Origin of the sequence: Clostridium sp. BL-8, assembly GCF_002006495.1 — a bacterium.
Taxonomy (GTDB): domain Bacteria; phylum Bacillota; class Clostridia; order Clostridiales; family Clostridiaceae; genus Clostridium.
The window spans coordinates 1-13,470 of the sequence record NZ_LZZL01000014.1; the positions used below are offsets into that span (position 1 = coordinate 1).

11 protein-coding genes are annotated in these 13,470 nt (G+C 27.9%); 5 read left to right on the plus strand and 6 right to left on the minus strand.

The window, feature by feature from the left end; translation table 11 throughout:
• Positions 1-165 precede the first annotated feature (165 nt).
• Positions 166-1,449: a glycoside hydrolase family 5 protein gene (locus tag CLOBL_RS06710; RefSeq protein ID WP_077858318.1), complete on the minus strand. Its 1,284-nt coding sequence runs from the start codon at positions 1,447-1,449 to the stop codon at positions 166-168.
• Between the two features lie 204 nt (positions 1,450-1,653).
• Complete coding sequence (locus CLOBL_RS06715) at positions 1,654-2,193, minus strand: CPBP family intramembrane glutamic endopeptidase (protein ID WP_077858319.1); 540 nt, start codon at positions 2,191-2,193, stop codon at positions 1,654-1,656.
• Between the two features lie 189 nt (positions 2,194-2,382).
• Here CLOBL_RS06715 and CLOBL_RS06720 point away from each other — a divergent pair, with 189 nt between their 5' ends.
• The 3 genes from CLOBL_RS06720 (at position 2,383) to CLOBL_RS28480 (ending at position 5,118) form a co-directional block, all read left to right on the plus strand.
• Positions 2,383-2,985: an accessory gene regulator B family protein gene (locus CLOBL_RS06720; RefSeq protein ID WP_077858320.1), complete on the plus strand. Its 603-nt coding sequence runs from the start codon at positions 2,383-2,385 to the stop codon at positions 2,983-2,985.
• Between the two features lie 91 nt (positions 2,986-3,076).
• A complete protein-coding gene (locus CLOBL_RS06725; protein ID WP_077858321.1) occupies positions 3,077-3,808 on the plus strand; it encodes a LytTR family DNA-binding domain-containing protein in 732 nt (243 codons plus the stop codon).
• A 692-nt stretch (positions 3,809-4,500) separates the two neighbouring features.
• Entirely contained in the window at positions 4,501-5,118 is a 618-nt protein-coding gene (locus CLOBL_RS28480) for a GHKL domain-containing protein (protein WP_242953794.1), read from the plus strand.
• Positions 5,119-5,410: 292 nt separating this feature from the next.
• Here CLOBL_RS28480 and CLOBL_RS27460 read toward each other — a convergent pair whose 3' ends face one another.
• From CLOBL_RS27460 to CLOBL_RS06740, 3 genes are all read right to left on the minus strand, one after another.
• Complete coding sequence (locus tag CLOBL_RS27460) at positions 5,411-5,554, minus strand: cyclic lactone autoinducer peptide (RefSeq protein WP_143323842.1); 144 nt, start codon at positions 5,552-5,554, stop codon at positions 5,411-5,413.
• A 301-nt stretch (positions 5,555-5,855) separates the two neighbouring features.
• Positions 5,856-6,428, minus strand: coding sequence for a cell wall-binding protein (locus tag CLOBL_RS06735; RefSeq protein ID WP_077858323.1), 573 nt, complete (start codon positions 6,426-6,428; stop codon positions 5,856-5,858).
• A gap of 361 nt (positions 6,429-6,789) precedes the next feature.
• On the minus strand, positions 6,790-8,841 hold the full coding sequence (locus tag CLOBL_RS06740) for an RNA degradosome polyphosphate kinase (protein WP_077858324.1): 2,052 nt from the start codon (positions 8,839-8,841) through the stop codon (positions 6,790-6,792).
• 192 nt (positions 8,842-9,033) lie between these two features.
• Here CLOBL_RS06740 and ppx point away from each other — a divergent pair, with 192 nt between their 5' ends.
• Together ppx and CLOBL_RS06750 are read left to right on the plus strand one after the other, a co-directional pair.
• Entirely contained in the window at positions 9,034-10,542 is a 1,509-nt protein-coding gene (gene ppx / locus CLOBL_RS06745; RefSeq protein WP_077858325.1) for an exopolyphosphatase, read from the plus strand.
• A gap of 175 nt (positions 10,543-10,717) precedes the next feature.
• The gene (locus tag CLOBL_RS06750; RefSeq protein ID WP_077858326.1) at positions 10,718-11,899 is read left to right on the plus strand and encodes an AI-2E family transporter; all 1,182 of its coding nucleotides are present in this window, start codon (positions 10,718-10,720) and stop codon (positions 11,897-11,899) included.
• Between the two features lie 160 nt (positions 11,900-12,059).
• Here the strand turns inward: CLOBL_RS06750 and tyrS are convergent, their stop codons facing one another.
• Complete coding sequence (gene tyrS, locus CLOBL_RS06755) at positions 12,060-13,271, minus strand: tyrosine--tRNA ligase (RefSeq protein WP_077858327.1); 1,212 nt, start codon at positions 13,269-13,271, stop codon at positions 12,060-12,062.
• Positions 13,272-13,470 lie beyond the last annotated feature (199 nt).

Genomic DNA, 13,470 nt, shown 5'->3' on the forward strand with positions numbered 1-13,470 from the left:
CAGCGAAAATTTCATAAGTCCTGTGGAATAAAAATGTATGTGATTTCGGTAAGTTTCCAGATAACTCTAAGTTCAAGTTTATAATAAAATATCTCCTTTTTGTAATTCTATCACAAAAAGAAGATATTTCATCTGCTCAATCCCACATATTAACTTTAATTAGAACTATTGTCCTACATGTGTTCCAGTTTTCCCTAAATTCACTTGATGGTCTAGTCCTATAAATTTTCCGTTAGCCTGCCATAAAGTAGGTTGTACAAGTGCTAATTTTTGAGTATCAACAGTTTTAAAATCATATTCTAAGATCCCACCAGTATCACCTGAGTTAGGATTTAAGCACCAAAATGTATGGCTTATGTTATTTTCTTTAATTGTATCAGCTAATGCCTGCATCCATTTTTGATTATCTCCGCCATCCATTTGTCCTCCCCATTCGCCTATTAATAATGGTGCTATATTTTCCTTTTGTATATAAAACCAATTAGGTTCCCACGCATCCTTCATTAAACTATCTTTAGTAAATCCAGCCTGAAACCATGGCTGCGCTGAAACACTTGGACCATAGTCATGAGGTGAATATACAACTTGATTTGGATGATTTGCTATAGTTACTGGATGATCTTTAACTCCTCGAAGATTTCCTCCCCACCAAGTTCCATAATAATTATTAACATCCTTAGTAGTGTAATCAAAACCTTCCTTTGGATAAGTTTCTACCCCTTCTACCATTACTAAAAGGTTTGGATTAATATCTAAAATTTCTTTACCTACTTTTTCCGCTTCATACTTCCAGTTATTTATATCTGTTGTGTTATCCCATTTTGCAGTAACTTCGCCTTGGTAAACCTTTCCATGAGGTTCATTAAAGATATCCATGGCAATTACAGTATCATCATTTTTATAATGATCAGTAAGCCACTTCCAACATTCCTCATAATCATTTACACTATAATCATTTGTATACCAAGTATTTGATTGACTTCCATTTATAACTCTATGCATATCAAGCATAACTTTTATTCCCTTTTCTTTACACTTAGCCATAGCCATATCAAGTATTTCTAAGCTGTTCTTACCTGTCAAATCTGGATTAACATAATCATTAATAGAATCTGGCATTGGGTAAGTTCCCTGTCTCCACTGATTAACTAATTGTACGGATAAAGGCACCCTTAAGGTATTAAAGCCATTATCTGCCACCTTATCTAAAATATCATCCATTGTGTTAGCCCATAATCCATGAAAAGAATTATTTGGAGTTTCAAATCCAAACCATGCTATTCCAGTCATTCTAACCTCATTACCTTTAGAGTCTAAAATTTTGCTTCCATTAGTGTGAAGGTAATCGTCATTACTGCCATTCTCTGCTGCAAACACTATGCTACTTGGTGTCATTAAAGAAAGTACCATAACCAACGTCATTGCAATGTTTTTTAAATTACTTTTCATTGTTAAAACCTTCCCTTCTACAAAATATAATTATTAGAATAACTTTATCTTTGTAAAATTATTCTATTTGATTATAATTTTATATTTTTGCATACGTAATTCAAGATTCTATGCTTTATTGCCCATTTTTTTGTCAAGAAATAAAACATATTTTATATTTTGTATTTTATGTTTAAAATTCAACATTTTAAGGATCTTAAATATCTATAGCTTCATCCATATGCATAAATTAAATACGGAATGACATATTATTGGTATCCATAACGACTTATATTCTTTAAAAAGATATCCTAACACAAGGCTAACTATTGAAATATTAACAGCTGATTTTATAATATCTCCATTAGAATTTATAAGCCATGTTGGTATATGAAATAATATAAATATTACTGTAGTCAGTGTATTTGCCTTCCAAAATCTCATATTTTCATTGAGCTTTTGTAATATGAATCCTCTAAATGGAATTTCCTCTAAAAATCCCACGAGTAAACCACTTACCCATAACATTTTTATATCCAATTTATCGAAAGCAAATACACCATTTCCATTTTTGTAAAATAGTAGTATTATAAAAACAGAACTTATTACAATTCCTATAAGTATGCCCCGTTTAGTATTTCCTAAGAGTCTTAAATAAATTAACGGATTAACCTTACTTTTGAATTTTAGATATAAGAATATTGGAATTATAAATAAAATCAAATATGTTAAAATGCCCTTAACTAATTCTGATATATTATACATGTTAAAATCCACCTCCAAATAAGAAATGATTCATAACAATAGTATAAGATAAATAATACTTTTTTCCAATATACACCATTCGTAATTTCTTTTAATACATAAAAACTTCTGTTTTAATCCGTTTCTCTTTAACTTTTATAGAGAAAATAACATAATAATAGTATGGTATTAGAAAGGTGTTGGATATTTATGAGTATTTCTAAAAAATTAAGTCTAGGCTGCTTAAATTTTGTGAAAAATAATACTACTTCTTCAGAAGATGATTTAGAAAAAATTTATTATGGTATACAGATTTTTTGGATAAATATATTAAAATTCATCCTTTTATTTATAACTGCATATTTATTAGGAGTCCTAAGGTATACGTTTACTGCCTTTGTTATTTTTGCAATTCTTAGAACCTTTGCTTCAGGAGTTCATGCAAATTCCACACTTCAATGTATTATTATAAATTATATATTGTTTTTAGGGAACGTATATCTAAGTTTAAACATAACTTTAAACTTAAATATCAGAACTATTATATACGTCATTAGCTTTGCACTACTTTTATTATATTCTCCGGCTGATACTGAAGAGCGTCCTTTAATAAGTAAGAAATTAAGAAAAATTTTAAAAATAAAATCAATATTAGTTATCATAACCTTTTATATAATAACCTTATTTATTGTAAGCAATGAATACATCAATTTAATAACCTTTTCTATTTTAGAGGAAACCATAGTAATTACACCTATGGCTTATAAATTATTAGGCAAAAAATACGCAAATTATAGAAACGTTAGTATTTAGCACGTTTTCCACTTTATATCATACAAAATTAACTATTAACATGCTTTTCTAAATATATTAGTATTTTTTATTTAAGGAGGTTAATAAAATCATGCTTAATGTTATTATTTGCGAGGATAATGCCGTTCAAAGAAAAGAAATTGAATCTATTATTAACGGAATATCAGATTTTCATGATGAAATTGCACTTTCTACCGATAATCCAAAAGAAGTTCTTACCTATATAGATAATACTGCTGAAAGCTTTATTTATTTTCTTGATGTAGAATTAAATGCTGATCTTAATGGTTTTGAATTAGCTCATTTAATTAGAACTATTGACACTACTGGATATATTATTTTTTTAACTGCTCATGCTGAATTAACTCTGCTTACTTTCCAATATAAAGTACAAGCTCTCGATTATATAATCAAAGGTAATTCTAATATCTTAAAAGAAAAAATATTAGATTGTTTTAAGGCTGTAAATAATTGTTTAAATATTTCAAAATCTAAAATTAATAATAAAATTCCTATAGACATAGGTAATAATATCGTCTTTTGGAACTTTGACGATATTTTGTTTTTTGAAACTGCGGGAAAAGGACATAAAATATCTATACACACAAAAAGTGGGCAATCTGAATTTTATGGAACTTTAAAAAATATAGAAAAAAACGTATCTTCTGACTTCTATAAAACTCATAGATCCTATTTAATTAATACAAAAAAAATCAAATCCATTAATAAGAGCAGTATGGTTGTAGAAATGATAAATGGTGAAATATGCTATGTATCCATAAGATATTTGAAAGGACTGTTAAGGAAATGCTTACATTATTAATAGATATTTTATATCCACTAATTTCTGTACTCACTATACTTGTTCCAGTTATAAATTTCACCTTCTTCACTAAATTAAACAAAAGAAATCTAGTAATATTTACATTCATTCTTTATATATTTACAATTTTTTTATGCAAATACAAATTAAATTATCTATCTACTATCACTTTGTTTATAGGAAGTTTTATATATATATTATTAATTTATAAAACGATTGTTGCATCTATTGTTATTTCGATATTTATAGGAAGCTTTGTCTTTGTTTGTGACGCCATTACAGGCTTTTTGTTTGTGTGTATTTTTCAGTATCGTTACTTAACTTTACTTAACGATACTTTATTATATTTTTTATCTGGGCTTTGTGTTCTTTTATTTAGCTATATTTTCAGTAAGTTGTCGAGAATAATTATATTAAAAATTCTCAATAAAATTGATGTTAACTTAGAATTTCCAAGCAAATTTCGTAAATTAGTTATAATCACTCTTATTATTCCAGCGTCTATATTTTCAATTTTGGTAGGATTTTTAAAAGGAGAAGTAAATATTGGGGACACATCTATAATTTCGATATATACATTAGCAGCATTCTTATTACTGCTATCTGCAGTAACTTTAATATATTATACTTTTAAAACATTAATAAATACTTATAAAGAAAAGGAGTTTATTCAATTAAGAGATTATACCATTATGCTTGAAAATATGTACAAAGATTTACGAAGTTTTAAGCATGACTATTTAAATATACTTTCAACTTTGGAGACATTCATCCAAAATCTAGATATAAATGGACTAAAAAAATACTATTATAAAGATCTATTACCTGAAAGCAATAATATAATGAAGAAAGATATATCATTATCATTGCTATCCCATATTAAGCTCAATCCTTTAAAGGCATTATTATCTTCAAAAATTATTAATGCTCATTCCAAAGGAATTAATGTAAAAATAGAGATACTAGATGATATTGAAAACCTTAATATTAGTACAATTCACATTTGTAGAATTATTGGTATTTTAATGGACAATGCCATTGAAGGAAGTGCTTTATGTAATAATAAATTTATTCACTTCGCTATTATTAAAACTGATACTGATGTTATTTTTAATATAACTAACTCATGTTTAGAATCTACCCCTCCAATTCAAAAGATTTACCAAAAGAATTTTTCTACAAAAGGCGAAAATAGAGGCATTGGTTTAAATACTGTACGTTACCTAATTGATAAATATTATAAAAATATCCTTCTTAACACTTCCATTGAAGATTGTATTTTTAAGCAAGAACTTATAATACATAGCTAGATAAAAACTGTTGCAAGATTTGTGACAGTTTTATAATTTTTCTTAAATTGTAACTATCTTCTTTTTACTACTTGTAATCTTTTCTTATTTCTATTATTAATCAAACTACTAATTTTTTCTATAATATTTCTTAATCGAGAAATACATATTCATTATATAGTATATTTTTACCAATGAGTTTTTTTAAGTTGATATTGTATCATTTTAGGAATTTTATTAATTACAATATAAGACAAGATACTCTTGATCTATAACCGATCAAGAGTATCTAAATCACACACCAAAGTTATATTTAATCAACTTTGTATAGAGATTTTGGCATTTTTATATCTTCAAATCCATAAACTATACACATAGAAGATGAAGTTGCTGCCAAAAACATTGACACCGCAGCTAAGCTAACCGCAATAAGATTTTTAATTTTACTAATTTTCATATAATACACCTCCAATTTATTAACAATAAATGTTATAACATTAGTTTACATAAATATATGCCATCGCTTTTCCGCTATGATAACTTATATATTATGAATTTCATATTATATCATATGTATTAGCTGGATTTCTCTATTTATATAGTACAACATTTTTTATTTTTTGTAAACTTTTTCCAAAAGCACTCCTGAAAACATAAAATAACAGGAATTCTACTCTTGTTTGTTTCATTGTTCACTTAACAAACAAAAGTAGAATTCCTGCCATTAGCCATCATTTTAAACGATAGAATTTCACTTTCTATATCATAGCCCCGTCCTCTCCTAGATAATATCCATCTACATATGTATTATATGCCATAGAACCATCAGAATTTAAATAATACCATGTTGTTCCATCATTTATCCATCCAGTTTGCATTACTCCATCAGCATCCATGTAATACCACTTTCCTCTTACACTTTGCCATCCAGTTGCTGGGCTCCCTTGTTTAATAAGTATCCATTTACCATCTTTAGTCTTTCCCCAGAAGTCTCCTTGAATTCCTGTACTTGGTGAAGTACTTACAATAACATTTCCTAAATTTGAATCTACGGTTGAATTCGTTGTGGAAGAAGAGGAATTAGAACTACTATCCTTTTTAGTAGTAGAGTCTGTCGTTTGTTCGTCTGAAAATGAATTTTTATATGAGTCCACCTTATAAGTGCTTTTATCTATATCATCTTTCTCCCATCCAGGAGTCATATTATCTAATTCATCCTGACTATATTGTTTATTAGTACTACTTGATGAACTTGCTGCATAAGCATAAGCACCTTGAGCTAAAATAGCTATTATTGTAAAAAGTAGAATTCTCAATTTATTTCTTTTCATTCTTATCATCTCCTAGAATATTTTATGTAAAATTTTAATGTCGTCATAGTCCATATTCCTATAATTTAATATCGATTTAATTTTAAAATTCTTAAGCTTAAATTTTTAAAATTTCTAATTTATATTATGATAAGAATTAATTTATTTTCGATCAATATACTGATTAAACTATTAAAGATACATAGTTTTATAAAATTATTTTCAATTAAATTAAGTTCCAATTAATCAACACTTAATTGGAACTCATTATCTAATCATGATATTTATTTTTTATTATAAATTACTTTCTAAAATAAATCTTTAAATAAATGAATGTCAAAACTTTATTATTCTTTATCTTTAAATGAATACGTAGGTTTGTTTATTTATTGAACTTCTTACATAACTCTATCATATCCTCTTGAGCATTAACATTTTTGCCTTCTGCCTCTACCTTTGTATACGATCCATCTGAAAGCAGTATTCTGCTTTTAACATTATCTCTTATATACATCCCCAACATTTCTTTAAGCTCCTTCTTTATGGTTGTGTCCTCAATTATTGTCATAGTTTCAACTCTTTTATCTAAGTTTCTATACATCCAATCAGCACTTGATATATAGATATCTTCTTTACCTTCATTATGAAAGTAATATATCCTACTATGCTCTAGATAACGCCCCACTATGCTTCTAACCGTTATATTTTCACTTAATCCTTTAATTCCGGGTTTTAAACAGCAAATTCCTCTAACTATAAGTTCTACTTTAACACCTGCTTCTGAGGCTTTATATAAAGCTATCATAAGTTTTTTATCTACTAAAGAATTCATTTTAGCAATTATTTTAGCATGTTTACCATTTTTAGCATGCTCGGTTTCTCTTTCTACCAAGTATTCCAATTTTTTTCTTAATCCATATGGTGCAATAGTAATTTTACTCATATTTTCTGGCTTAAAGTATCCTGAAAGCATGTTGAAAATTACAGACGCATCTTCCCCATATTCTGATTTTGATGTTAAAAGACCTATATCAGTATAAAATTTTGCAGTCACATCATTGTAATTTCCAGTTCCTAAATGGACATATCTCTTTATGCCTTTCTTTTCCTGTCTAACTATAAGCAATATCTTACTATGAGTTTTGAGACCTATGACCCCATAAATAACATGACATCCTGCTTTTTCAAGCTGCCTAGCCCAATGAATATTGTTTTCCTCATCGAATCTTGCTTTAAGTTCAACTAAAACGGTAACCTGTTTCCCATTTTCTGCTGCCTTTGAAAGAGCTGCAATAATTGGTGAATTGCCACTTACTCTATATAGAGTTTGTTTTATAGCTAGTACCTTTTCATCTTGTGCAGCAGTTTCCACTAGCTTTACAACTGTAGAAAAACTTTCATAAGGATGATGTAAGAATATATCTTTTTTGCTTATAGCTTGAAACATATCACACTCTTGAAATTCTTTAACTGGTAAGCTCTTTAGCTGTTCAAATTTAAGTTCATTATATCCTTTTATACTATATAATTTATTAATAAAGGTTAAATCAATAGGACCTCTTATCCGAAATATTTGATTACTTGTAATTTCAAATTCCTGCTCTAACTTACTTATAACTCTATTATCATGAGTATCTTCAATTTCTAATCTAACTGCAAGCCCCCATCTTCTTTGTTTTAATGATTCTTCTATAGTCTCAAGTAAATCTTCTGCACCTTCTTCATTTAAACTTAAGTCAGCATTTTTTGTTATTCTATAGCAGGCTGTTGTTAATACTTTGAATCCAAATAATTCGCTTAAATGATTCTTTATTACATCCTCTAATAATATAAAATTTTCCCCTTCACTTCCTGGAATCCGCACCAATCTATCTAATACAGATGGCACCTGAATTGTTGCAAATACTTCATGCTCACTTTTGTTTTCTTTTAATATTACCCCAATATTTAGTGTTTTATTTAATAATAATGGAAATGGTCTTCCTGAATCAATTACCATTGGCGTTAACACTGGATAAAGTACATTTTTGTAATAATCATTTACATAATTAATTTGTTCTTCATTTAACATGTCATATGTAAAAATCCTTATCTTCTTATTTCCTAAATGATCATATAAATGATCATATGTTTGATATTGATCATTTATCATTCCTCTTACTTTATCTAATATTTTTTCGATTTGTTCACTAGGGGTTAATCCTGAAACTTCCCTCTCTTCAAATCCAGCTTGAATTTGACTGTATAACGATCCAACTCTCACCATAAAGAATTCATCTAAGTTAGAACTAGTTATAGCTAAAAATTTTAATCTTTCCAAGAGAGGATTTGTATTATCCTTAGCTTCATTTAAAACTCTTTGGTTAAATTCTAACCAGCTAAGCTCTCTATTAAAAAAATTCTCATAATTATCATATGTATAAATTCTATTCATAATTATTCCCCTTATCCGTTAAGCAAATTTTTTTGTATTATATTTAATTATTTGTAATTATAGTATTTAAAATACTCTTTGAATAATGTAATATATACTAATATAATCTAACATTTTTGTTAACTATATGTTAACACTTTATTATTTATAAGTTAACTTTTTGGCATATTTTATGATAAAAGGAGAATATAAATGAAAAATATTGCAGTTATTGATATTGGCTCTAATTCTATGAGAGTTTTAGTTTATGAAATCTATGAAAATGACTCGTATAAAATAATAGATGAGGAAAAAAGGATGACTAGACTAGGTCAATATATTGATAAGAACGATAATTTGTCATACGAAGGAATCGAAAAATTATTGATTACCTTAGAATTTTTTAAAATTTTATGCGAAAAAAATAATGTTATTGAAACAATTGTAGTAGCTACTGAAGCAATTAGAAGAGCAAAAAATAAAACAAAAATATTAAACTTAGTAAAAGAAAAACTTAATTTTGATATTAGAATATTAAGCGGTCTTGAAGAATCATCATATGGATATACAACAATAAAAGCTACCATGGATATCAATGATGCCATTCTTGTTGATATCGGTGGTTCCAGCATGGAAATCACTTTAGTCAAAAACAGAAGAATTTTAAATGGCATAAGCCTTCCACTAGGTTCAATTCCATTAACTAAGCGTTTTCCTTTTGATTTACCTCAAGAGAAGGATGATATATATGAATTTAAAAAATATATTTTCAGTCAGTTCGATAAACTGCCTTGGCTAAATGATGTCAAAAATCTCCCCCTAATAGGCATAGGCGGAACAGCTCGCTCAATAGGTAAAATCCATAAAAAATTCATTAATTATCCTCTAGATTTATTACACAATTATACTATGTCATTTGAAGAAGTAGAAATAATATATAATCATGTCCTTAGCTTAGATATAAATCAAAAAGCTAAATTAAAAGGACTTCCTAAAGAAAGAGCAGACATATTTACTGCACCTTTTTCTGCCCTAGTAATGCTTATGAATTATTGTAGCTGCCCAATTTTAAAAATTAGCCAGTATGGAATTCGTGAAGGCGTTCTATATGAAAAACTTTTAGGTAAAGACATAGAAAACATTGATATTTTGGATTTTTCTTTAAATAACATCTTAACTAATAATGATTTAAATATTGTTCACGCTAGAAAAATTAGTGATCTATCCCAAGTTCTTTTTAATTACCTAGAGGACCGTACTGTAAAACACTTAAAGTTAGAGCGTAAATTACTTGATGTTTCTGCAAAATTACATGATTTAGGCGTTACTATATCTGTAAAACATTCTTACAAGCATAGTTTTTATATTACAATTAATTCTTTAATATCTGGACTTACTCATAAAGAAATATTGATGGTTGGATATACGATTGCGCTAAGTGGTAAATTCGATTATAAATTAGCTGATGAATATAGAGAATTGCTTAATAAGGATGATATCATGATATGCAAGAAACTTTCTGTTCTTTTATGTCTTGCTCATAAAATTGATAAATATTTTTACAACAGTTTAGCTGAAGTCATTATTAGAAATGAAAAAGATTCTTTTAAAATAGCTCTTTCTAAAAGCAGCGTAAAGTATATGAAAGACAGCTTGCCTATAGAAATGAATGAAAGTTTTAAAAAATGTTTTAACAAAAACTTATCAATTATAGCTATTTAAATGTCAAACTTTGAACTTTGCCTTAAGCGTATATGAATCGATATATAATTTATAATATGTTATAATGTAAGCAATTATATATGAATTACTGTTACCACTAAATTTAGATATTTACAACAAATTCCAAATATATAGCAGTAAAAATAACACCTAACAAGGAGATAAAAACCACTTTATGAAAATTGAATTTGATAAAAAACTACTTAAGTACTCTATATATATCGCTATTACTACGGTCGTAATATATGTCGCATTTTTAGTCATATCAAATGTAGGCACAATATTCAAGACTATATTTGATATTCTAGGGACCGTTCTAGATTTAATTAAACCATTAATTATAGGTATAATAATTGCTTATCTTTTATATCCAATAACTAAAGGTATCGAGAATTTTTTAGAAAAAAATAAATTATATAGAATCCATAAGGCATCACCAAGGCGTATTTTATCTATTATCTGCGCATATCTTTTGATAATAGGCATCTTTTTAGGATTAATATCTGGAATTTATTATATGATTGGTGGGCAAATTTCAAATAATACAACTATATTAAATATGACACAACATATTTCCTCATATGTTAGCAGTACTTCTTTTTCAACAACGTCGATTAAAGAAACCCTAGATAAAATTAATAACCCGTTTATAGATAGTGTTGAGCCGTACATCATAAATGGAATTATTTATTTACAAGAATATGTTAAGGATAATATTGGAAATATGACCTCTTATGCAATGTCTATCGGAACTAGTGTTGCAACATTTTTTATTGCACTTGTAATTAGCATATATTTATTGAAAGATTCTGAATACTTTTTCGGCTTATGGTATAAATTTTATTACTTAATATTTAGAAATAGCAATGTTGGAAATAAGATAACTTATGTTTTTAGAGTTATTCATGAATCTTTCGCTAAATATATAAAAGGACAATTATTAGAAGCATTTTTCGTAGGAATTTTATCAGCTATAGCCCTTTCAATTGCTGGTATAGATTATGCTTTTGTTATTGGTATTATTGCAGGTATCTCCAATATGATTCCATACGTTGGTCCCATTGTTGGAACCGTCCTTGCAGCCGTCATGGGATTGCTTAGTGGAACACCAATTAGGATCTTATATGCTATTATTGCTATGGTAATTGTTCAACAGTTTGACGGCCATATTTTAGCACCTAAGATTGTTGGTGACAGTGTTGGTTTACATGCTGTCTTTATAATACTAGCAATTTTAATTGGCGGCAATGTAGGCGGATTACTTGGAATGCTAATTGCAGTCCCCATTGCTGCTTCCTGCAAAGTACTAATTAATAATTGGTATGAGAATTATAAACATAACCAACCTGAAGCATAAGCTCAAATATATACTAAAATAATATAAATTTAAATTTGTTCCTAATGAGTTTATTTACATAAAACTTATGACATGAAGGCTGTTCTAAATATTTATATAAAACAGCCTTTTTATTAATTGCTTAAAATTAATTGTCCTAATATAACTCATAATTATAAAATTATTTAATTATCTTCACAAACTTCTTTTTACCAATCTTGATTATATCACCGCTTGTAATAACCGCATTTTCAAAATCAGCTATCTTTTCTTTATTTATATATACTCCGCCTTGATTTGCAATTCTTTTAAATTCATTTGCTGATGGTATAATTTTTTCTTTAACAAGAAGTTTACCTATTTCTTTTAATTTCTTGTACTCTTCAGGTATCATTATTTCGGGGACTATATCTGGTAAATTACCATTCCTAAATACATTTTCAAAATATTCAATTGCTAATTGAGTTTCCTCTTCTGTATGATATAATCTGGTGATAGTTTTGGCTAATTCAAGCTTAACGTCTCTTGGATTTTCTCCATTCTCTAGTCTTTCCTTAACTTTTTCAATTCTATCAGGATGCTCATCCGTAGCTAATTCAAAATATTTTATTATAAGATTATCAGAAATCTCCATTACCTTCTTAAACATTACTCCAGCATCATCTTCTATACCAATATAATTTCCTAGACTTTTACTCATTTTTTCTATGCCATCTAAGCCTTCTAAGATTGGCATAAATATAGCGATTTGCTGCTCAATTCCTTCATTTTTTTGAAGTGATCTTCCCATTAAAATATTAAACGTTTGATCTGTTCCTCCTAATTCTACGTCAGCTTTTAATGCTACTGAATCATAACCCTGCATGAGTGGATAGAAAAATTCATGAATTCCAATTGCTATATTGTTATTATAACGATTTTTAAAATCATCTCTTTCTAACATTCTAGCCACAGTAGTAGTTGCTGCTAATTTTAGTACATCTTCAAAATTTAATTTTGACAGCCATTCGCTATTAAATCTTATTTCGGTTTTCTCCTTATCTAATATTTTGAAAATCTGTTTTTCATACGTCAAAGCATTTTCCATTACTTGTTCCTTTGTAAGTGGCTTTCTAGTTTTAGATTTACCAGTTGGATCTCCAATTTTGCCTGTAAAATCTCCAATTACTATTACTGCCTTATGCCCCAAGTCCTGCATCTGCTTAATTTTTCTAAGTACAACAGCATGACCCAAATGAATATCTGGCGCTGTTGGATCTAATCCTAGTTTAATAATCAATGACTTATTTTCCTTCTCAGACTTAATAAGTTTTTCTTTTAATTCTTCTATACTGATTACATCGGCTGCTCCTTTCGTTATAATTTTAATTTGTTCTTCGATAGTTCTTCTCATTTCTTTTAACTCCTTACATATTTTTAATATAAATAACCTATATAAAATTCAATATGCAATAAAAAAACTCTTGTCCTCTACATAATAAAGGACAAGAGTATATCTCTCGTGTTACCACCTTAAATTCATTAACCGCTCACACGATTAACCTCTTCAAGTACGCCAAAAACTTGGTTATACTTTAGCACTATAACGGGTG